The 19,659-nt window shown below is 52.7% G+C and carries 23 protein-coding genes; 8 read left to right on the top strand and 15 right to left on the bottom strand.

Annotation, left to right across the window (positions count from 1 at the left end):
• Positions 1-74: 74 nt before the first annotated feature.
• The 4 genes from MYS68_RS05930 (at position 75) to MYS68_RS05915 (ending at position 3,497) form a co-directional block, all read left to right on the top strand.
• Positions 75-1,232, top strand: a complete 1,158-nt coding sequence (locus MYS68_RS05930) for a GGDEF domain-containing protein (protein WP_248924942.1) — start codon at positions 75-77, stop codon at positions 1,230-1,232.
• A 46-nt stretch (positions 1,233-1,278) separates the two neighbouring features.
• Positions 1,279-2,964 carry a stalk domain-containing protein gene (locus tag MYS68_RS05925; RefSeq protein WP_248924941.1) on the top strand — a complete coding sequence of 562 codons (1,686 nt, stop codon included), beginning with the start codon at positions 1,279-1,281 and terminating at the stop codon, positions 2,962-2,964.
• 99 nt (positions 2,965-3,063) lie between these two features.
• Entirely contained in the window at positions 3,064-3,285 is a 222-nt protein-coding gene (locus tag MYS68_RS05920) for an alpha/beta-type small acid-soluble spore protein (RefSeq protein ID WP_248924940.1), read from the top strand.
• Complete coding sequence (locus MYS68_RS05915) at positions 3,285-3,497, top strand: hypothetical protein (RefSeq protein WP_248924939.1); 213 nt, start codon at positions 3,285-3,287, stop codon at positions 3,495-3,497. Before MYS68_RS05920 ends, MYS68_RS05915 begins: the two co-directional genes overlap by 1 nt.
• Positions 3,498-3,584: 87 nt before the next feature.
• Here MYS68_RS05915 and MYS68_RS05910 read toward each other — a convergent pair whose 3' ends face one another.
• From MYS68_RS05910 to MYS68_RS05880, 7 genes are all read right to left on the bottom strand, one after another.
• Complete coding sequence (locus MYS68_RS05910; protein WP_248924938.1) at positions 3,585-4,367, bottom strand: GGDEF domain-containing protein; 783 nt, start codon at positions 4,365-4,367, stop codon at positions 3,585-3,587.
• Between the two features lie 14 nt (positions 4,368-4,381).
• Entirely contained in the window at positions 4,382-4,693 is a 312-nt protein-coding gene (locus MYS68_RS05905; protein WP_248924937.1) for a hypothetical protein, read from the bottom strand.
• Between the two features lie 54 nt (positions 4,694-4,747).
• Positions 4,748-5,482 (bottom strand): EAL domain-containing protein, encoded by a 735-nt coding sequence (locus tag MYS68_RS05900; protein ID WP_248924936.1) that lies wholly within the window; start codon positions 5,480-5,482, stop codon positions 4,748-4,750.
• Between the two features lie 298 nt (positions 5,483-5,780).
• Complete coding sequence (locus tag MYS68_RS05895; protein ID WP_248924935.1) at positions 5,781-6,557, bottom strand: DODA-type extradiol aromatic ring-opening family dioxygenase; 777 nt, start codon at positions 6,555-6,557, stop codon at positions 5,781-5,783.
• A 149-nt stretch (positions 6,558-6,706) separates the two neighbouring features.
• Positions 6,707-7,081, bottom strand: coding sequence for a hypothetical protein (locus MYS68_RS05890; RefSeq protein WP_248924934.1), 375 nt, complete (start codon positions 7,079-7,081; stop codon positions 6,707-6,709).
• Between the two features lie 175 nt (positions 7,082-7,256).
• Positions 7,257-7,799 (bottom strand): helix-turn-helix domain-containing protein, encoded by a 543-nt coding sequence (locus MYS68_RS05885; protein ID WP_248924933.1) that lies wholly within the window; start codon positions 7,797-7,799, stop codon positions 7,257-7,259.
• 130 nt (positions 7,800-7,929) lie between these two features.
• Positions 7,930-8,136, bottom strand: a complete 207-nt coding sequence (locus MYS68_RS05880; protein ID WP_248924932.1) for a helix-turn-helix transcriptional regulator — start codon at positions 8,134-8,136, stop codon at positions 7,930-7,932.
• A gap of 184 nt (positions 8,137-8,320) precedes the next feature.
• Between MYS68_RS05880 and MYS68_RS05875 the strand changes: the two genes are divergently transcribed.
• Positions 8,321-8,734: a helix-turn-helix domain-containing protein gene (locus tag MYS68_RS05875; RefSeq protein WP_248924931.1), complete on the top strand. Its 414-nt coding sequence runs from the start codon at positions 8,321-8,323 to the stop codon at positions 8,732-8,734.
• A gap of 48 nt (positions 8,735-8,782) precedes the next feature.
• Here MYS68_RS05875 and queC read toward each other — a convergent pair whose 3' ends face one another.
• Together queC and MYS68_RS05865 are read right to left on the bottom strand one after the other, a co-directional pair.
• Complete coding sequence (gene queC / locus MYS68_RS05870; RefSeq protein WP_248924930.1) at positions 8,783-9,472, bottom strand: 7-cyano-7-deazaguanine synthase QueC; 690 nt, start codon at positions 9,470-9,472, stop codon at positions 8,783-8,785.
• A 27-nt stretch (positions 9,473-9,499) separates the two neighbouring features.
• Positions 9,500-10,195: a 7-carboxy-7-deazaguanine synthase QueE gene (locus MYS68_RS05865; protein WP_248924929.1), complete on the bottom strand. Its 696-nt coding sequence runs from the start codon at positions 10,193-10,195 to the stop codon at positions 9,500-9,502.
• Between the two features lie 192 nt (positions 10,196-10,387).
• Here MYS68_RS05865 and MYS68_RS05860 point away from each other — a divergent pair, with 192 nt between their 5' ends.
• Positions 10,388-11,767 carry an RsmB/NOP family class I SAM-dependent RNA methyltransferase gene (locus MYS68_RS05860; RefSeq protein WP_248924928.1) on the top strand — a complete coding sequence of 460 codons (1,380 nt, stop codon included), beginning with the start codon at positions 10,388-10,390 and terminating at the stop codon, positions 11,765-11,767.
• Between the two features lie 71 nt (positions 11,768-11,838).
• Here the strand turns inward: MYS68_RS05860 and MYS68_RS05855 are convergent, their stop codons facing one another.
• A complete protein-coding gene (locus MYS68_RS05855) occupies positions 11,839-12,969 on the bottom strand; it encodes a hypothetical protein (protein ID WP_248924927.1) in 1,131 nt (376 codons plus the stop codon).
• 238 nt (positions 12,970-13,207) lie between these two features.
• Between MYS68_RS05855 and MYS68_RS05850 the strand changes: the two genes are divergently transcribed.
• The gene (locus MYS68_RS05850; protein ID WP_248924926.1) at positions 13,208-13,303 is read left to right on the top strand and encodes a YjcZ family sporulation protein; all 96 of its coding nucleotides are present in this window, start codon (positions 13,208-13,210) and stop codon (positions 13,301-13,303) included.
• Positions 13,304-13,489: 186 nt separating this feature from the next.
• Here the strand turns inward: MYS68_RS05850 and MYS68_RS05845 are convergent, their stop codons facing one another.
• The 3 genes from MYS68_RS05845 to MYS68_RS05835 all read right to left on the bottom strand — a co-directional run bounded on the left by MYS68_RS05845 (position 13,490) and on the right by MYS68_RS05835 (position 17,475).
• A complete protein-coding gene (locus MYS68_RS05845; RefSeq protein ID WP_248924925.1) occupies positions 13,490-14,242 on the bottom strand; it encodes a pseudouridine synthase in 753 nt (250 codons plus the stop codon).
• Positions 14,243-14,245: 3 nt separating this feature from the next.
• On the bottom strand, positions 14,246-15,817 hold the full coding sequence (locus MYS68_RS05840) for an RsmB/NOP family class I SAM-dependent RNA methyltransferase (RefSeq protein ID WP_248924924.1): 1,572 nt from the start codon (positions 15,815-15,817) through the stop codon (positions 14,246-14,248).
• A 62-nt stretch (positions 15,818-15,879) separates the two neighbouring features.
• Entirely contained in the window at positions 15,880-17,475 is a 1,596-nt protein-coding gene (locus tag MYS68_RS05835) for a hypothetical protein (protein WP_248924923.1), read from the bottom strand.
• A 162-nt stretch (positions 17,476-17,637) separates the two neighbouring features.
• Between MYS68_RS05835 and MYS68_RS05830 the strand changes: the two genes are divergently transcribed.
• Positions 17,638-18,144: a thioredoxin family protein gene (locus MYS68_RS05830; protein WP_248924922.1), complete on the top strand. Its 507-nt coding sequence runs from the start codon at positions 17,638-17,640 to the stop codon at positions 18,142-18,144.
• Between the two features lie 246 nt (positions 18,145-18,390).
• Here the strand turns inward: MYS68_RS05830 and MYS68_RS05825 are convergent, their stop codons facing one another.
• Positions 18,391-18,807, bottom strand: a complete 417-nt coding sequence (locus tag MYS68_RS05825) for a DUF309 domain-containing protein (protein ID WP_248924921.1) — start codon at positions 18,805-18,807, stop codon at positions 18,391-18,393.
• Positions 18,808-18,846: 39 nt separating this feature from the next.
• A complete protein-coding gene (gene yjbM, locus MYS68_RS05820; protein ID WP_248924920.1) occupies positions 18,847-19,647 on the bottom strand; it encodes a GTP diphosphokinase in 801 nt (266 codons plus the stop codon).
• Positions 19,648-19,659 lie beyond the last annotated feature (12 nt).

Below are 19,659 nucleotides of genomic sequence, written 5' to 3'. Positions count from 1 at the left end.
TGGCCCGGCGCACAGTATCATTACATATATATGCTTTACGGCGTTAACTATTTATTTTTCTCACGGGGGCTTCCATGACATTTACCGAGCTGCTGTTTGGTCCTCAAGGCTCTGTGCTATCGTATACGATCATCCTGACGATCCTCGTGCTGATGCTCGTCATCTCGCTGCGCCTGCTGCTCAGCCGCAGAAAAAAAGCTTATTTATCCATGATGCTTTCCGTCATTGCCCTGATTGTCCAGTATGTTTTAATGCTTCGTTCCCCCGGTGCGGCTGACCTCGGACTGGAAGATTACAGTCTGCTGCTTCTGAAGATCTGTTCGTTTTTGCTGCTGAACTTGGGCGTTTTTCAGCTGTATAACGCGACAAGGCTGCGTCACCATCTGCTGTTTTATTCGTTTTTGCTCATTACGGTTGCGGTTTCGTCCACCTATTTTCTCACCGAAGGCCTCGTAGAGGCGACCGGCTTTCAGCTTGTGCTGCTGCAGCGTTTATGGATGGAACTGTATTTGTATGTGCTTATCTTTTTAAGCTTCACGATGATTACGCCGAAAATCGGACAAGCCGGCAAATACCAGGCCGGTCTGACGATATATTTTTGCGGCCATACGGCGCATATGGTCAATACATATATGTTTCTGGGCAAGCAGCCCTTTTACACGGCGCTGGAAAACATGCTGCCCATCGCGTTTTATATCATTCTGTTTTTGCTGCTGTTCGATCGGGTGATCGAACTGATGCAGGCGATTTATACGTCGTCCATTACGGACGGGCTGACGCGACTTTATAACCGCAAATACTTCGATAACCGGGTGAATCAATGCGTGCTCAGGCAGGAGCCGGTATCGGTCATTTTCAGCGATATCGACAATTTCAAAAAGCTGAACGATACGAAAGGCCATGATATGGGCGACAAGGTGCTGAAGCACGTGGCCGAAATTATGAAAGAGGAAGCGGAAGAATACGGCATTTGCGGCCGGTACGGCGGCGAAGAGATGCTTGTGCTGATTACGGACGGCGACGTCGATCCCGGCGAGCTCGCCGAACGCATCCGCAGCCGGGTTGAGGCGGAAACGATTGCAACGGTCAGCGTCGGCTACAGCAGCTACAAGAAGGGCATGACCGCTCACGATTTGGTCAAGCAGGCCGACGAGGCCATGTACAGCGCGAAACAGACCGGCAAAAACAAAGTCGTCAAATTCGGCAAATCGATGCCGAAGGCGGCGCTTTAGCGGCATTTCTCATTTCACAACGACACCAAAGGGAGTTCATATGCGCATGCGCAAAGCACCGGCTATTTTCAGCTTATTGATTTCATGTTCCATTGCGGTCACGACGTTCCCCGTTTCGGCGCAGGCCGCGGATCCTCCGATCGCCGTGAAGATTGACGGGCAGCTGCAGAGCTACGAACAGCCTCCCCTTATTTTGCAAGGCTCAACGCTCGTACCGATGCGCCCCATCTTCGAAGCGCTCGGAGCGAACGTCATTTGGGACGATAAGGCAAAGGCGGCCATCGCAACCAAATACGGCCAAAAGATGGTCATACCGATCGGCAGCAAGACGGCGCTCGTGAACGGGCAAACGCAAACGCTCGAGCAGGAGGCTACGATCGTAGACAATTTCACGATGGTGCCGGCAAGATTCATCAGCGAATCGCTTGGCGCCCAGGTGCAGTGGGACGCTTCCACCCGCACCGTTTCGATCGTCACACCGGCCAGCGTGCAGCCGCAATCGGTTCCTTCGATCGAAGAGATGCTGGCGCCTTCATTTACGGAGCTGCCCAAGCTATCGCCCCCAAGCATTCCGCCGAAACCGCAAAAGGCCGAGTCGGTACCTCACGTCTTCAAGATGAAACGCGAGTGGAAAACGTTCAACACGAAATATTTCCAAATCTATTACTACGGAAACGAAAACGATATCTTTACGTTGTCCCAGCATTTCGACCCGCTGTATGAGCAGCTTTCCGAACGGTTCGGCAACAAATTGACGTTTCTCGTCCCTGTATATTTTTTGAGTCCGGCCGATTATGTAGGTGCGATCGAGCCGGACTGGTCCTCTGCTTCGTGGAGCCCGAAGGAGCAAGAGATGTTCATCCGTACCCCGGACAAGAAGGAATCGCTGGAAGATCTGATCATTACGTTCAAGCATGAGCTCACCCACGCTTTGACGGTATCCAGCCTCGAATCGAGGCGCAGCCAAATACCGACCTGGTTTGCCGAAGGTGCGGCTACATATTATGAGCAGGAAGCTCCGTATTACGAAATTTATCGCCATCAAATTATTTATGACGCTTATAAAAAACGGACCCTGCTGCCGTGGAAACAGTTCGAAACCAGCAACAAAAACTGGAAAAAGGAAGATTTAAGCAAAATTTACGCCCAAGCCCAGTCTATCTACGGATACCTCGTGGAAACGTATGGGGAAGCAAAAATAAACGGCTTGTTTTTCTCCGTCCGCCCGTTTGCGGAAGAGCTCACGCGCATTACAGGCAAATCGAAAGCCCGTCTTGAGAACGATTGGAACATTTGGCTGGCCGGCAAAATGTCTCAGGATGCGGTATATCCCGGCATTCTGTATTACGGCGAAGGCACGCGTTATGTCGGAGAGATCAGACACGGCACGTCAAACGGCAATGGCAAGCTGTTCCGCAGCTATAAGCTCGAGTACGCCGGCGAATTCAAGGAAAGCCAATTCGACGGAACCGGCATTTACAACTATTCAACCGGCGGCAAATACGAGGGGCAGTTCGTCATGGGCAAGATGACGGGGAAAGGCCGAATGTACGATAAGGACGGCAGGCTGTTTTATGAAGGAGAGCTGAAGGACGGCCATTACTCCGGGATCGGAATCGCTTATTTCAAAGACGGAACCCGGTACGAAGGCGAATTCGAGAACGACAAGCCGTCAGGAGCGGGCAAGCTGTACGACAGCAGCGGCAAGATCATCCGCGAATATTCCCGATAATTTTTGTATGTGCAGGTATATTCCTCAAAATGCCGGGGAAAATAACCCTACATTGGCAGACAAAAGCCAATGAACACATACATCAGGAGGGATTCAGGTATGGGAAGAGGTCAAAGTCGTTCCAGCAATCAACTGGTGGTTCAGCAAGCATCGTCTGCATTGGAGCAATTGAAGTTTGAAGTAGCACAGGAACTCGGCATCCAGGTTCCTCAGGACGGTTACTACGGCTTCATGGCTACTCGTGACACAGGTGCAATCGGTGGCCACATCACTCGCCGTCTGGTACAAATCGCCGAACAGCAATTGGCTCAACGGTTCTAATGAACAACAACCGATCTGAACAAAATCAAGGTTCCTTTCTCGAAGAGACGGCGGAATCCGTAACCAACATGGCGCAATCGACGGCAGACTTCGTGCAAAACGCATGGAAAAACACCGCCGAAGCCGTCGGGAATGCCGCCGAACAAGCTAAGGATGCCGTGCAAAATTTTACAAATGACGCAATGAACAATAAAGAAAATGAAAACCGTTAGGCGAAAAAGTCCCTACTGGCATTGAAGCCGGTAGGGACTTGCCGTTGTTTTCGCTGCTCCGCCGGACCCGTCCTTCCATCGGTTTAATTACTGTGCCGACGGCAACCGGTTTCTCTTCGTTTCAGTCGAGTTCAAGCTCGCGGTGCTGATGCAGTCCCGGTAAGAGTACGGCTGCCCGCTGCCGTCATAACCGTAGATCACGCCGACAGCCGCCGAAATCGTAAACGAATGGAAAGTTTTCGGCGCCGATAACCGTTCGATCATGCCCTGAATCTCCTGGTGGCTTCTTTGTGTAATAATGACGAACTCGTCGCCGCCGTAACGGCACACGTAGTCTTGATCCTCTGCAACCTCCTTGAGCAGGCCGGAGAAATGGATCAGCAGATCGTCGCCGGTCGCATGACCGTACTTCTTGTTCACAGTGCCAAAATCGTTCAAATCGATGAACAGCAGATAAAACGGGATTCCTTGACCGACCAGATATTCATGGATGTACTCTATGTATTTGGAACGGTACAGATTAGTCAAAGGATCGATATAATTGCCGATCGTGCTTTTTAATGTCTCTCTGGTGATAAGGCCTTCCACTTTATTGCCTTCTTTTACGATGAGCCGTTCCACTTTATGCTGCTCCATCGTATGCAGTGCATTGCCGATGAACTCCGATTTGGAAACGGCGATCGGATCAGGTGTCATCGCATCGGCAACGATTCGATTCGGGTGGGCCGAACGAATGTCCTTCGATGTAATGATCCCTATGACTTCTCCTTCGTCGACGACGACAAGCGAGCCGATTCCCAGCTCGTTCATAAGATCTGCCGCATATCTTACGCTTTTTCCGGAAGAGATGCTGCATACTTGATTCGACATGACCTCCTCCACCTTCACTGAAGCTCCACCTCTCGCTGCAGGGAGACCGTGATTTTCATCTCCGCCCTTAATACCATCGATTCGTTAATGAGCCTGTCCGCTTCCTCCAAAATAATTTCCAGCAGCAGCTGCTTATCGAGCATCTCGAGCAAAGAATTGCGTATTAATACCCCTTCAACCTTGGGATGATCGATCTTCAAAATCGAGAACTGATCGGGAGATAACGCTTCAGCCATTCTTCTGACCGCCTCCGGCCCGATCGGCGCTCTTTTGCCGATGATCAGCAAATCCTGCATCGGCGGCATCTCAAATTCCGTCATCTTCATGGTTAAGCTTGCTCTGCGAGTATAATTCAATTGATTCCCCATCATAAACTTCCTTTACAAGTTAGGATTAATAATTATGAGTTCTTCCAACGGCAGCGGCTTGGAAAATAAATAGCCCTGCCCGTATACTACGCCCATTTGTTCCAATATGTGAAATTGCGCTTCGTTTTCGATCCCTTCGACAATCAATTTGGAGGAGCCGCCGCCGCAAAAGTCGACCAGCGCCCGAATAATACGCTGCTTGTTTGATGAGTGCTCTATGCCGTTTGTGAAATATTTGGACAGCTTGATATAATCAGGTTCAAAGTCGACGAGCTGCTTCAAGGAAATCGCTCCTTCCCCGACATCGTCGAAAGCTATCAAGATCGCTTTTTTATGTAAAAGCTTCAAAATGCCCCGGTCCAGCAGCTCGTTCCAATTGCCGAACTCCTCGATCGCTTCGTTAATTTCAAATACAATATCCAGATCGGTTCTGGATTTTTGAAGGACCAACTCTTCCAAAAACGAATGAAATTGTTCATGAAGCAGCGTCGACGGATATATATTAACAAACAGCTGTTTTTTATGGTTTCCCGGCATCAATTGATTGCACCGGCCGACGGCCTGCAGAACGGATTTCGTGTCCAAATCGAATAGACCGTCTTCCCGTCGCGCTTTCTCAAACAACTGCTCCGGATTGCCTATACCGCTTCTGATCAGAGCCTCGAATCCCAGTATTTTCCGGTCTCCCATATGGACGATAGGCTGATAGGCATGAGAAAAAGAACAACTTGTTTTTACTGAAGGCATTGTCAATATTCCTTTCTTCCTAACTAAGGATTCATATTGATGCGGTCTATTTCTAAATTTTCCTAACAATATACTAATTTTATATGATATTCCTGTCTAAATCTACCTTTCACTACGCATACATCGACAAATATTTGACAATTGCCGGGTTTTCAGACCAAATATGACAAAATTCTACGAATTTCGCCTAGTTCCTAATGACTAAAGGAAGATGGGGCCGATTTGAGGCAGATGAGGTTTTCGGAGTCCGGATAAACAATTAAGCCGCAGCCTCCGGTGGCGGAGCTGCGGCTTTCGGTTATGCGTATTCGACGATGATATGGCTCAGCGAGCCGTATTGGTAGCTTTGATGAAGCAGCGTCGCTTGCTTCTTGCGGTCTCCGCTCCCCATGGCAATGAACAAAGGCAGAAAGTGCTCGTAATCCGGCGTCGCTTCTTTGGCGTATGGAGCAAGACGAGCATAATCGAACAGCTCCGCCGTGTTCCACACCTCCATCCGCCCGATCAACCAATCGTCAAACTCCTTGGCCCACTCGTCCACCCGCTCAGGATCCCGCAAATTCATCATGCGGAAATTATGAACGGTCGCCCCGCTGCCGATGATCACGATATTGCGGTCCTTCAAGGAGGAAAGCGCCGCGCCGATTTTATATTGCTGATCCGGAGGCAAGGTCGGATTTACCGAAACATTGATCACCGGAATATCGGCTTTCGGGAACATATGGCGCAAAATGACCCATGCGCCGTGGTCGAGTCCCCGGGACGTATTCGCGGCGGCGTCCAAACCGGCCGACCGGAAAAGCTCGATCATTTCTCTGGCAAGATCGACCGAGCCGCGCGCGTTATATTTGAGCGTATACATCTCGTCCGGAAAACCGCCGAAATCATAGATCGTTTCATACACATCGTGCGTGGAAGTGACCGTCACCGGTCTTGCGATCCAATGCGCGGAAAAAACGATCACCGCTTCGGGCGAGCCGAGCCGATCTCCAAGCCGCTTCAATTCGCGCGTGTACTCGTTGTCTTGTATGGCGAGCATGGGGCTGCCGTGAGCTATAAAAAACGATTTTGCCATCGCTAGTCATCCCCTTTTCATAAGAAATGTTATAGACTAACTTTTTGTTAGTCACACTTGAAATATACCACCATGCGGGTTGACCGTCAACATAAATATTTATGAAACAAAATATAAATTTATAAAGCAAATATAAACAAAAAGATATGCTACCGTTTCGTCAGCTGAATCGTTTCCTCCTTATCATTCCATTTCATGCGTAAAGTAAAACCTGCCTCCTCCTTATAAGGCGCATCGAGATTAGACTTTCCGCCTATCTTTAAACTTGTCGATTGCGGTTTGCTTTCGCCCTTGGCTCGGAAATTATGACTGCTTTCAAACGAGTAACTGACCGTGTCAATGTTTTGGCCGGCATCGCCAATATAACGGATGACATACGACTTTTCGTTGGCGGAAGGATGAATGGAGCATTCAACACTCCATGACATGCTTTCTCCACTGTATTCTACCGCCTTGGAACAACCTAACAAACCGAACAAACCAAGTACGCTGCAAATGAAAAAGCCAGCTGCCCACTTTCTCATTACTACCCTCCTCTAATCGAATGAAGTTTTCTTGCGTTTATTTCCACGTATCCCATAATAGACCTCAGATCTTAACAAAATGGAAGCATAGTTCCTAAAGTTTTCTTAATTTCAGCATGAAAATACAAAAAAAGCAGGTTGAGCCTCCTTCGCCCGCCTGCAGTTTGATCACGTATCAATTTTTCCCTCGATGATTGTCGCTGTAGCTGACGATCAGGATCGCCGCGGGTTCGTCTCCAATGTTTTGCACCCAATGCGGCACGAAGGCGTACCACGAAAACGTATCTCCTTCCTCGACCGTACACTCGTCTTCCCCTTGGCCGACGAGCAGCTTTCCTTTTAACACGTAGTGTATTTCGATGCCCTCATGTTCGTTCACCGTTCTATCCAACGGGTTGCCCGGCGGAATTTCACTGATGTACATCCGCATGCCGCCGATTTCGCCGAGATGCTCGATTTTATGCTTATCACGAAACATGCTGAACGTCCGCTCATTTCGGCGCACCACGTTCATTCTCTCCTCATGCTTGAGCAGCAAATAAGCCATCGGTACGCCGAGATAACCTGCAATCGATTCCAGCGTCGCGAGGGACGGGGACGTCTTGTTATTTTCCACGAGGCTCAAAAAGCCTTGAGACAGCCCGGTTCCTTCGCACAATTGCCCTATCGTGATGCCCCGTTTTTGTCTAATCGTCCGAATCGTCGTTCCAATATCCATAGGTTGTCGTTCTCCATATAAGTTGTGATATGTATCAATCATACCAGAAAAAAAACTTGAGCCAAAGCGAGTATATCGCGGCTATTTCTGCTATGATGAAAGAAACGATCATTTCGGCTCATGGGCCCGTCTATTCAAGCCGGAACAGCTCGTCGACCTGTTTTTCCAAAATATCGCTCAGCTTTTTGGCGGTGGACGGGCCTACGGATTTGACGGAACGTTCAAGCAGGCTGATGTACGAGTGGCTTAAGCCCGAAAGCCTGGCCAAATCGCGCTGGGACAACCCTTTCCAAACTCTCGCTTTCACGAATTCCTGCGTTTTCGCTTTAATCCTCACAATCTACCGCCCCCAAACCTTCAAGTTATTTCCATTATATCCACTAGAATTTACTTTTGCAACTATTTTTGTTTACATTTGTATGAAAAATATTCAATGATTAATCGATTGATCGATTTACCGTTTACTGGTATTATATCTTTGTTAACATTTGTTTACTTTTGATGGCAGGAGTCCTATGAATATGGATTTTTACGGAAAATTGCGAGATATGCGCAAGCTGAAAGGATATACGATCCGCGAGCTTTCGGACAGGTCGGGTGTGTCGGCGGCCTATATTTCCCAGCTTGAAAACGGCAACCGCGGCGTCCCTTCTCCCGAAGTGCTCCAGAAGCTGTCGGAGGGGCTGAACACTCCGTATGACGAATTGATGCGGCTGGCAGGTTATCTGGACAGGGACCGCGAGGCGGACGGTAACGACGGGGTTGCAAAAACACCGGTCAATTTACGAAGATTTTTGCGGGAGAACGATCTCGTGTTTGACGGGATCGAGTTGACCGAGCAGGATAAAGAATGGATCGAGCGGATATTGACGGCCTTGTTCTGGAAAGACAAGCAGCGGCATCTGCAAACGGAAAAGCCCGACGCCTACTCCTGAGGAGAGATGCCGGGCTATTTTTAACGGCTTGCCTCTGAAAAAAATATATCACGCGTAGGGGATCGGATCGGTCAGCCCCGCTTCGGCAAAACCTTTGAGCCGCAGACGACAGCTGTCGCAAACGCCACACGCTTGCTCCCTGCCGTTGTAACACGAGGTCGTCAAGTGATACGGCACGCCGAGCCGGCTCCCTTCGCGGATAATATCCGCCTTGGTCATGTTGATGAGCGGCGTGGCGATGCGAATAGGTCCGCCTTCGACGCCGACCTTGGTCGCCAGAGCGATTGTCTCCTCCACTTTGCGGATAAATTCCGGACGGCAGTCCGGGTAACCGCTGTAGTCGAGCGCGTTGACGCCGATATAAATCGCCTCGGAGCCGGTCACTTCCGCGTAAGACGTGGCGATCGACAAAAAGAGCAGGTTGCGCCCCGGCACATAAGTGACCGGAATTTCCCCTTCGGCGGGCTCCCCGCCCGTCGTGTCCGGCACCTCGATGCGGTCGTCGGTCAGCGCGCTGCCGCCAAAATCTCGCAGAAAGCCGAGCGTTATCATTTTATGGCGATGCGAAACGCCGTAATATTCCGCGACTTGCTTTGCGTTTTCGATCTCTCCGCGATGCCTCTGTCCATAATCGAACGTAATCGGGTATAAGTCGAAGCCTTCCGCCTTCGCCATTCCCATGCACGTTGTGCTGTCCAGTCCGCCGCTCAAAATAACGACGGCTTTTTTTGCTGTCATATATACAAACCGCCTCTCCTTGAAAAATTACACGCCGCGCATGGCCGGGTCCCAGATGATCTTATGCAGCTGCATGTTCAGCTTCACGTGGGACAAGCCGCGGGACAACATCAGCTCGACCAGCCTTGCCGGCGGCATCGTTTCCCAAACCGGGCTGAACAGCGGCAGCGCCTTGGTCGGAAATTCGTCCAGGACGCGGCACGCCGTTTCAAAATCGGTTTCGCTGCCGATCACGAATTTCAGCTCGTCCTGCCGGCGCAGCAAAGATAAGTTGCTTGTGATCATTTTGTCCATTTCCCCGGAATCCGGCAGCTTGAAGTCCATAATATACCGCACCTTGGGCGATTGTATGGCCGCCAAAAACGGAGCCAAATCGATGGCTCCGTTCGTCTCGATGTGAATATCGGTCAGACGTTCGATGCGGGCCAGTTCCTCCACCAGTGCCTGCGAGCGTTCCCCGTACAGCAGCGGCTCCCCGCCGGTAAGACACAGATGCGTCGATCGGTACTTCATCACCTCATCGACGATTTCTCCTATGGAAAGCACCATCTCCGCTTCTTCCGGAGGGTAGCTGTACTTCGTATCGCACCAGGTGCATCGCAGATTGCAGCCGAACAGCCGCACGAAGACGGTCGGAAACCCGGCCCGCGTGCCTTCGCCCTCTACCGTTTCAAAAATTTCCACCATCGGCAGCCTGATCTCTTTCGGCATTTTCTCTATCATCGGGCTTCTGAAATCCTCCCATCCCCAAATTATCCCTATATTATAGCACGCCGGGGCATTTTCCTACAATGCGAACCGCTCCTTCAACTGACGGCAATTCAGGCAATAACCGGCAGGCTCGTAAATCGCGAATCGTTCATTTATAATATAGAAACTGGAAACGGAATGATTGCGAAAAAAGGAGTTTACGCGATGCAGCAGCTGCCTGAAGCTTATAGGAACCAAATGAAAACGATGCTGGGCGACGAATACCCGGAGTTTATCGAAAGTTATAACGCCCCGCGCACGCAGGGCCTCAGGCTGAATCCGCTCAAGCTGCCGGCGGGGGAGCCGTTTGCGGAAACCGTGAAGGCGCAGTTCCGGCTGGAGCCGGTTCCCTGGTGCGATACCGGCTATTATTATGAGGGCGACCTGCGGCCCGGCAAACATCCGTTTCATGCCGCAGGCCTTTATTACATCCAGGAGCCGTCCGCCATGTCTTCGGTTGAGCTGCTGGGGCCGGAGCCCGGCGATGTCGTGCTCGATCTGGCTGCCGCGCCGGGCGGCAAGTCGACGCAGATCGCCGGCAAGCTGCGCGGCGAAGGACTGCTTGTCGCCAACGAGATTCATCCCGCGCGGGCTAAAATATTATCCGAAAATATCGAGCGGATGGGGGTCGCGAATGCGGTGGTCACCTGCGAGCCCCCGGACCGGCTGGCCGCGAAGTTTCCGCAGTTTTTCGATAAGATCATGCTCGATGCGCCTTGTTCGGGCGAAGGAATGTTCCGCAAAGACCCGGACGCGATTGCCGAATGGTCTCCGGCGCATGTCGCCATGTGCGCGTCCCGGCAAGCGGACATTTTGCGCGAGGCGGCGCGTATGCTGAAGCCGGGCGGCACGCTGGCTTACTCGACGTGCACGTTCAACCGCGAGGAAAACGAGCGGGTGCTGGACGCCTTCGTGAGCGAGCACCCGATGTTCGAGGTGGCGCGCACGGAGCGGATTTGGCCTCACCGGGACCGCGGTGAGGGCCATTTCGTCGCGGTGCTGCGCCACCGCGGAGAGGCCGGCGGCGGCTCAGCAGCTGCCGCCGCCGGCAAAGCAGCCGCCGGGGGCCGCGGGCCCCGGCGCGACCCGGCCGCCGGCGCGCTGCGCGATGCGCTGGCGCTGTGGGAGCCGCTCCGGCGCGAAGCGGCGCCGGAGCTGGAGCTGGCCGCCGGAGAGCCGCTGCTCTTCGGCGACCAGCTGTACTGGCTGCCCGTCCCGGCGGGCAGCGCATTCGGCCAGGCCCGGCTTGCGGGCCTGAAGGTGCTGCGCCCCGGCCTCCATTTGGCCGGGGTGAAGAAGGGCCGCGCGGAGCCGGCGCACGCGCTGGCGCTGGCCCTGCCGCGGCGCGAGGACTCGCGCGGCGTCTGGTCCGTGGCCGCCGGCTCGGCGGAGGCGGCCGCTTATTTGCGCGGCGAGACGCTCGCCGCGGCGGATGTCCACGGCTGGCTTGCCGTCGCCGTGGACGGCTTCCCGCTCGGCTGGGGCAAAGCCAGCGGCGGGCAGATCAAAAATCACTACCCGAAAGGCCTGCGCTGGATGACGTGAAGCTCCCGAAAAAACATGAAAAGCGCCGTTCTCGTCCCAGGAGGAGAACGGCGTTTTTCGCCTGGATGCCCTTAATGAATATGCTCCGACTCGAACAAAATTTCCTCAATCGGTTCATTGCGGTGCAGCAGCGTCAAGTTGATCGTCTCATATTCCTTCTCCTTGTCCAGCTCACGCATGAGCAAGGTGGCAATTTGTTCCCTGTCGTCCTCGCTGCCCGGTTCGCGGAAATCGATAAAGCCGGTCAATTGGCGCTGACTGATATCGATTGTCGCGGTCCCGATCGGAAGCCCGCCGCGGGATTGCTGGTAAATTTCATAGGTCAGCATATCCCCGTCGTCTCTGGCGAGCACAACGGTATATTCATCTTCGGCCGCCTTCCACCGCTCCCCGGCAGCGTTATCGCCGGCTTCCCAAGCCGCATCGACTTCGTCCAGCAAATCTTCATGGGCGAGTTCGATCGTTTCCACGATATCATCTTCGTACATCATATTGATAACGAACGTATCGACTTCATTTTCGTCAAAATCCGATACGATCAAATCCGCCACATGTTCGATACCGTCCTCGTCCGGCTCGACCATCCAGCGGACCGTCCCCATAACGTCCCGGTCGTCGATCGTGAAAAAAGCTTCGGCCAACCAGTTTTGGTCTCGGTCATATACGTGATATTCCACGCTGTTATGGTTTTCGCCAACGGCGACAAGCTCGTAGTAAACCGCTTCGTCCGCGGCGGGCCCGGCTTTGCGCTTTGGCAGGTTTACCGTCCTTCTGTGAACGGCCATGCTCACCTCGTCTTGCCCGGCATAATCCGGGTCTGCCAGTCCCGAATCGTCTATCCACTCCGTATCGAAGTCGCGGTCGTCTTCCGTATCGTAATACTCGTTATCCCCGACCGAAATCGCTCCGTATTCGTTTTTGTCGGCAATAATTCGGTCATACGGGCTATGTGTGACGACGACATCGCATTCCAGCGCGCCAAGCGCATCGACAAGCGATTGGACGTAATCCTGCAAGACTTCGACCACCTGTTCCTTGTCCCGCGCATGAAGACTCGCATCTTCCAGTTGGATGGCGCCGGATATGCGGTCCGCCTCCCGGTACACAAGCGTGATCGTCCCTACAAAACGGTCCTTCCATAAAATGTCGCTAACTTCACCGCCCGATGTTTTCAAATCGGGCCTAATCACACAATAGGTCATACGATCTCGCCTCCAAAAGGAAATGGTGGGTAATCATACGGCGCAAAGTCCGTTTGTTTCTAGATTGCCCTTCCTTCGCCCAAAATATATGGGCACAGGCATCTGTCCAATCCAATCGGATAGGTAAACATATAGTAAAGTAGACCGATGTACGCAGTATATTCGCCGGCATGGAAAACAAATCCCCGAAAGCTGCGGTATCGGTTCGAAAATAACGACCAAAAAGGAGGAATTTACGATGTCTGCACTTTACGGCGGTCTCTACGCAACTACGGGTATCATTCTTGTATTATTCATCCTGCTGGTTATCGTTTCCCGCGCATTTGTCATTTAATGATCCCGTACCTCGAATAATTTCCGATACGAGAACGAATCCCCCTAAAGTGAAGTGAACCTTTGCAGCCTATTCCAACTACTTTTGGGGGAACTCCGGTTACCCACAATAATTAGCCATGCATAATTTCTTGAGCAGCAAAAAAAGGTTAGTGCGAGAGCGCTAACCTTTTTTTGCATGCTCCGATTATTTTTTCCCTTCATGATCTTGAAGCAATCCGGCCAGCTCCGCCTCCGTCAGCTCCCGATACTGTCCGGCCGCCAAATATTCGTCAAGCAGCAAACTGCCCATGGACATTCGCTTCAAGAAAACGACTTTTTTTCCGACAGCCTGAAACATTCGCTTGACTTGATGAAATTTGCCTTCCATGATGGTCAGCTCGATTTTCGAAGGCTTCCCTAAAGCCGGATCTCCTGCCGCCAAAATAACCAGCTTCGCCGGCATCGTCTCGTAGCCGTCGTCCAGCGTGACACCGGCTGCAAATGCGCGGATATCGCTTTCATCCACGATGCCTTCCACTTCGGCGTAATACGTCTTCGGGACGTGTTTTCGCGGAGAAAGCAGGTTATGGGCCAGCTTGCCGTCATTCGTAAGCAGCAGAAGCCCTTCGGTATCCTTGTCGAGACGACCGACCGGAAACGGCTGAAAATGCCGGTATTCGTCGTCCAGCAAATCAAGCACCGTACGGTCGCGCGTATCCTCCGTCGCCGATACGACCCCTTGCGGTTTGTTGAGCATTATATAGATGAACTCCCGGTAAACGACCCGTTCTCCATGAACCGTAATCACATCCTGCCCGGGGTCCACCTGCAATCCGCTATCCTTGACGGCTTTGCCTCCTACGGCGACCGCCCCTATCTTCACAAGCTTTTTAATTTCGCTGCGGGTGCCGAAGCCGGCATGCGCCAGCAGCTTATCCAAACGCTGCGTTGTTTTCATAGCTCAAGTCCACCTCCATCCGGGCGGATATTCGTTTTTTAAGATGTCCTGCACCCATTTGCCCCATCCCGCAGTAAACCCGTCTATACAGACGAGACAGTGCCCTTTGGCCGTCAGTCCGTCTGCGTATTCAATCCGTTCCTGGGGCAGCTCGAGCGTTTCACCCTTCAGGTAACGGATCGCTTCGGCCGAATCCGAGGAAAGCGAAACGGTTCGCGCAAATTCCGCCGGTTTCAGCCCCATCGCCAGCGCGTGCGACGGCTCGAAACGCTGTTTATGTATCGCTCCCAAATACCAGCCCGGCCGGATCACACGAATACCGCTCAAATCCGGCAAGTCCGGAGGAGCGGCGTACAGATGATCGCCGAATGCGGCGATGCGCCCGGGTACCGGCAACCGCACGTGTTCGCGCCAAAAAGCATACATCGGTTCCATATCCGGCCCGGTTTTCCGTTTTGGCTCCGGTGCGGTTTTACGGGTTGCTTTGCCGCGGGTAACCGATTTACCGTCCGGACGAATCCCGGCGGTCGCCCTGTCAGCTCGGACGTATAACCTTTCCGGCTCGGCGGGTCGCGCCTCATTATAACTTTCGTCCTTGGGCGAAGAAGTTTTTCTTAAGGCCGCCACAAAGTGTCCTTCGCCTCTCAGGTGATGCGGCCACAAGCGAGCCGTGCCGGCTGCCGCTTGAATCGACGATGCGGACAACCGCTCCGCCGGCGCCCCGGTAAGCTGACCGTTCTGCTCCGCCAAACCCGCCAGCCAGTCCGGACGTCCCCGCTGCAAGCCATGCTCCGGCGGGATCGGTTCGACGGCAAAATGCGGATGACCGTCTATAAATTCTGCAATAATCGCTTCATTTTCCTCCGGAGAAAACGTGCATGTGGAATAGACAAGCCGCCCGCCCGGCTTCAGCATCGAGGCTGCCTGGGCGATCAGCTCGCGCTGCATCGAAGCGTATCTGCGCACATCGTCCGGTTCCCACTCCTTGGCCATGTCCTCTTCTTTGCGAAACATGCCTTCCCCCGAACATGGAGCATCCACCAATATTTTGTCGAAATAACCGGCGAAAGGGCCGGTCAGCTTTTCCGGCTGTTCATTCAGCACCACCGCATTGCGCACTCCCGCCAGCTCCAAATTTTTCACCAACGCCTTGACGCGATCCGGGTGAATGTCATTCACGACGAGAACGCCTTGACCCTCGAGCTTGGCGGCAATTTGCGTCGATTTGCCGCCCGGGGCGGCGCACAGGTCGAGAACGCGGTCGCCCGGTTGCACACCCAGCAGCTCCGCAGGCGCCATCGCGCTCGGCTCCTGAATGTAGTACAAGCCGGCATGATAGTAGGGATGCTTGCCAGGCCGGTCCTTTTCCTCATAGTAAAACCCCGTTTCCGTCCACGGAATCGGGGTAAGCTCAAACGGACTAAGTTTCAGAAACTCGGCCGCCTGCACCTTTAGTGTATTTACGCGCAAGCCGTACCAGCGCGGGTCGTCATACGACGCAAGAAAACCGGCGAACTCCGGCCCCAGCAATCGTTTCATTTTTTCCACAAAAGGAGCCGGCAAATGATTTACCATTCTGATCCTACCTTCGTCATCCATTATGTTTCTTCTTCAGCTGCAGCATTTTTCCCATGAAACTACATAATCTGAAAGAAATAAATTTTGTCCCCGTCCGGCAGCGATTGGTACCTTGTCAGCCAGCGGCCGCTTAACCATGCGAATTTGCGGTTGTCCCAATTGTATTTTTTGTAGCTTAACGCAGATACCACCAAATCCGGTCTCGTGAAAGAGCTGATAAAAACCCGCTTGCTCGGCTCATCCTCGTAGATAACCGTATCCTCCTCAGGCATCAGGTTAACCTCCTGCGTATTCCACCGGGTCATATAATAAGTGCCGTCCGGCATATTGATAAATGCCTGGACTTTGCCGCTGTCCGCATAAGCGTCCACCGTCGTTTGGGCAAAGGCGATGTCTTTGCGGTCCCAGCCGTCCGGCACATCGTTTTTTATGAGTTCGGTCATTTTACCGGTATTCATATCGCCAAGCAGCCAGCCTGTCGTTTTTTTGTACAGCCGTCCGCCGCTGCTTTCGGAAACCGTATATTTGTGCAAAATGACGGCATTTTTCTCCTCGGCGTATCCGCCGTATTCGAGATATTCTTTGCTGCCCGTCCCAAGTATGAACCGCTTCAGCGGAGCGCCTCCCGTATCCGTCAGCTGCACGCCTTGCGGCAAAAGCATCGTTCGCTTGTCCCCCTGGACCAAATGCGCAGGACTGCGGTCATTCGTAAAGTTATAATACACCATTTTCCCTTTCGCCGCCAAACCGGGTTCGATCCAGCCGGGCTCTGCGGCGAAAGGTTTTTTCGTTTCCCCGCTGTTAAGCTGGATCAGGACGCCGTCCGCAGCATAGGGACGGGACGAAGCATAGGCGATTCCCGCCTGATCGGACACCCAAAAAGCGCCGTTTGCCCCGCCTGCCGCGGCGAGTGTTTGCGGATTTCCTCCGGCTTTCAGATCGTAGAAAAAAACCGCATTTTGCCCGTCGCGGATATATACTTTATTTTTATCCGGCGAAAGCCAAGCGCTTTGAATCGCCGGTTTGCCTGCATCGTTTGTTTTCAATTGGCCGAACTTCAAAAGCGGTTTCACCATATTGTTTTGCATCTGATAGATGCCGATAAAATACGTCAAATCTTCTCCGTCGTTGCGGACGCTTGTAAATACAAAATCATCGCTGCTGAGAAAACCTGCGATTTTGGTGGCATCCGCCGCCGCTTGCCGCCAGGGGCCATAAACGAGCGCCAGCGCCTCATGGGAAAACGACTGCGTATGAGGATCGGCGACGAGCGAATCGAGCTCGGTCCACTCCTTGCCGTCCGCACTCTCGGTTCGCTGAACGATGCAAACGGATTTCGTGCCGTCCGGCGTCGCTTTCTGGTCGATTACGCGAGCACCTTTTACGGCAATCTGCCAGCCTTTCGGGATTTTACCGGGCACCACGTTTAATGCGGGAAAATCGAAAGCCGGTAACTTGTCGCTTTGCGCCTTATAGTTATCCCGCACGTTATAATCCGCTTCCGAGTTAAGGAGGCGCACGTCCTCGTCTTTTTTGGCAGCGGCCGTCGCCCCCTGCTGCGCCACTTCATGAATGACGGCAAAAAAACCGGCCAACAGAAAAAAAGCGGCTGCGTATACGATGTAAGGATTTATCTTTTTGCGTAATATTTGCAATGATTTCCGCCCCTTTTTCTAGTTCAAATCAGGCCGCCGTCATGTACAATTCCACAAGGATTGTTGAAAATCCTTCAAATTTTACGCAACGGAAAACAGGAATCGGATGCCAGAAGAGCGAATATATTGTAAATTCATATTCCAACGGAAGAGAGGATCTTGATGAAAAAGCTTGTTATTTATTTATCCGTTATCGTCGTTCTGTTCGGGGCACTCTATATCGTCAACCAGCAATCGAACAAGGCCAAGTATGGCGATGCCCGGAACAACGTCTACGGCATACCGCCCGAGAAGCTGAATCCGGAAACTTTAAAGCAGCTGAACGATCCGAACTATCAAAATATCATTTTGCCGGACGAGCTTAACAAAAAGCTGAGCAACAAAGAGGATTTCTTCCTCTACTATTTCGCATCCACCTGCCCCCACTGCAAAAAGACGACTCCGGTGCTGGCCCCGCTCGCGAAAGACCTTGGCGTCGACGTCAAGCAGTTCAATCTCGAGGAATTTAAAAACGGCTGGCAGCAGTACAACATCCAATACACGCCCACGCTCATTTATTATAAGGGCGGCCAGGAAGTGGAGCGTATCGAAGGCGGCATCTCCGAACCCGGACAGCCGGGCAATACGGCGGACACTTTTAAGGCGTTTTTGATGAAATATAAAAAGTAAGGGGGAGCGGCTCCCCCCTGCCCCTCGGTCGTCACCCCCTAAATCCCCCTAAAGGGGGACCCCAGGCGCTCAGGCGCCCTGGACCCGCCCGCAGTACGGGAGTGCTCGCTTCTAGTTCGCGTATGTCGGGAATGGAATTTTTGCTCTTAGGCAAAAATTTGCATTCCCGACACGCTGTACGTTGGACGTGGTGTCCAAAATAAAACCAGAGCGCAAACAGGCGCTCTGGTTTTGCTGCTTAAGCCCTCAATGCTCTTCTTCCGCCTGCGGCGGATGAAGGCGCAGCTCTTCAACGAGCTGCGCAAGATCAGGGTCGACGATCTCGATGTCGAGATCGTAAGGATCGAAAGGATGCGACGCCAGCCGGTGCAGCTTCGCGAGATAATCCCGGCTGTCCGCGAGCAGCTTGCCGAGCCGAATGCCGTGGGTCACGTCGGGGTATGCCTGCAGTTTGTCCACCGCCGCGGTAAACAGCTTGACGGAGCCGTTCGGATTGCCGTTGAGATGGTGGTACAAGCCGACCGCAACCTGCAGCAAACCTTGATACAGCGGATTGCGGCCTTCCTCCAGCCAAAGCTCCTCCATCACTTCATGACACTCGAAATAATCTCTTTCAATATTGAAATAATATACAAACAGCACATACAGCCGGTCGTAGATCATGGCTCGATTCCTCTCTCGCAGATCAGTAACGCGGGCAGGTTACTCTTTTTCCTTTTTCGCCCGGGCCACCGCCTGCTCGATTTCTTTCGACAGCTCCTTCAAATGCCAGCCGTCCTCCATCTCCCACAGCTCGTTAAACCGCAGTTGAAATTGGGCCGCTTCCCTTACCCGATGGTAGAAATAAAGCTCCTGAATGCCGTTCAGCACACGATTTACGATGTTCGATTTATCTTCAAACAGCTTCTGCGCTTCCATAATTTCGTCGCGGATGCTGCTCATTTCCTGATCCAGCTTATAGGCTGCCTCTGCGGCGCGGCTCAGCCGGCTTCGTACGTCCTCCGGGAGCGCCTCCTTATACTTATAGTTCAGCGAGTGCTCGATCGTCGCCCAAAAATTCATCGCCAGCGTGCGGATTTGCACCTCCGCCAGCACTCTCTTCATGCCTAGCGCCGTTTGTACCGGGTACTCGACGATGATGTGGTAGCTGCGGTAACCGCTCGGCTTTTTATTGCGCACGTAGTCCTTTTCGTACTGCACGGTCATGTCCTCGCGAGCGCGGATAAGTTCGGCGATCCGCTCGATATCTTCGACGAACTGGCACATGATGCGGATGCCTGCGATGTCCTCGATGCCTTTTTCCAGCTGATCCATAGGGACATTCAGCCGTTTCGCCTTTTCCAGAACGCTCGATATTTTTTTCACGCGGCCGGTCACGAATTCGATCGGTGCGTATTCCTCCCTGCTTTTCAGCTCGGTGCGCAGCGTCTTGAACTTGACCTTTAGCTCCTCCACCGCCTGCTCATATGGCATTAAAAAACGTCTCCAATCCCGTCCATCCATGGAATTTCCTCC

This window comes from Paenibacillus hamazuiensis (assembly GCF_023276405.1).
GTDB classification, from domain to species: Bacteria; Bacillota; Bacilli; order Paenibacillales; family NBRC-103111; genus Paenibacillus_AF; species Paenibacillus_AF hamazuiensis.
Note: the sequence above shows the minus strand (reverse complement) of the source record. Positions and strands in the feature narration are given on the sequence as shown.

Bases quoted from the DNA above. Each gene is read 5' to 3' on its own strand.
- MYS68_RS05895 (WP_248924935.1), bottom strand. From the start codon at position 6,557: ATGGCAAAATCGTTTTTTATAGCTCACGGCAGCCCCATGCTCGCCATA.
- MYS68_RS05860 (WP_248924928.1), top strand. From the start codon at position 10,388: ATGCAGCAGCTGCCTGAAGCTTATAGGAACCAAATGAAAACGATGCTG.
- MYS68_RS05915 (WP_248924939.1), top strand. From the start codon at position 3,285: ATGAACAACAACCGATCTGAACAAAATCAAGGTTCCTTTCTCGAAGAG.
- MYS68_RS05855 (WP_248924927.1), bottom strand. From the start codon at position 12,969: ATGACCTATTGTGTGATTAGGCCCGATTTGAAAACATCGGGCGGTGAA.
- MYS68_RS05910 (WP_248924938.1), bottom strand. From the start codon at position 4,367: ATGTCGAATCAAGTATGCAGCATCTCTTCCGGAAAAAGCGTAAGATAT.
- MYS68_RS05920 (WP_248924940.1), top strand. From the start codon at position 3,064: ATGGGAAGAGGTCAAAGTCGTTCCAGCAATCAACTGGTGGTTCAGCAA.
- MYS68_RS05900 (WP_248924936.1), bottom strand. From the start codon at position 5,482: ATGCCTTCAGTAAAAACAAGTTGTTCTTTTTCTCATGCCTATCAGCCT.
- MYS68_RS05850 (WP_248924926.1), top strand. From the start codon at position 13,208: ATGTCTGCACTTTACGGCGGTCTCTACGCAACTACGGGTATCATTCTT.
- MYS68_RS05865 (WP_248924929.1), bottom strand. From the start codon at position 10,195: ATGATAGAGAAAATGCCGAAAGAGATCAGGCTGCCGATGGTGGAAATT.
- MYS68_RS05840 (WP_248924924.1), bottom strand. From the start codon at position 15,817: ATGGTAAATCATTTGCCGGCTCCTTTTGTGGAAAAAATGAAACGATTG.
- MYS68_RS05890 (WP_248924934.1), bottom strand. From the start codon at position 7,081: ATGAGAAAGTGGGCAGCTGGCTTTTTCATTTGCAGCGTACTTGGTTTG.
- MYS68_RS05930 (WP_248924942.1), top strand. From the start codon at position 75: ATGACATTTACCGAGCTGCTGTTTGGTCCTCAAGGCTCTGTGCTATCG.
- MYS68_RS05905 (WP_248924937.1), bottom strand. From the start codon at position 4,693: ATGAAGATGACGGAATTTGAGATGCCGCCGATGCAGGATTTGCTGATC.
- MYS68_RS05830 (WP_248924922.1), top strand. From the start codon at position 17,638: ATGAAAAAGCTTGTTATTTATTTATCCGTTATCGTCGTTCTGTTCGGG.
- MYS68_RS05825 (WP_248924921.1), bottom strand. From the start codon at position 18,807: ATGATCTACGACCGGCTGTATGTGCTGTTTGTATATTATTTCAATATT.
- MYS68_RS05845 (WP_248924925.1), bottom strand. From the start codon at position 14,242: ATGAAAACAACGCAGCGTTTGGATAAGCTGCTGGCGCATGCCGGCTTC.
- MYS68_RS05875 (WP_248924931.1), top strand. From the start codon at position 8,321: ATGGATTTTTACGGAAAATTGCGAGATATGCGCAAGCTGAAAGGATAT.
- yjbM (WP_248924920.1), bottom strand. From the start codon at position 19,647: ATGGATGGACGGGATTGGAGACGTTTTTTAATGCCATATGAGCAGGCG.
- MYS68_RS05885 (WP_248924933.1), bottom strand. From the start codon at position 7,799: ATGGATATTGGAACGACGATTCGGACGATTAGACAAAAACGGGGCATC.
- queC (WP_248924930.1), bottom strand. From the start codon at position 9,472: ATGACAGCAAAAAAAGCCGTCGTTATTTTGAGCGGCGGACTGGACAGC.
- MYS68_RS05925 (WP_248924941.1), top strand. From the start codon at position 1,279: ATGCGCAAAGCACCGGCTATTTTCAGCTTATTGATTTCATGTTCCATT.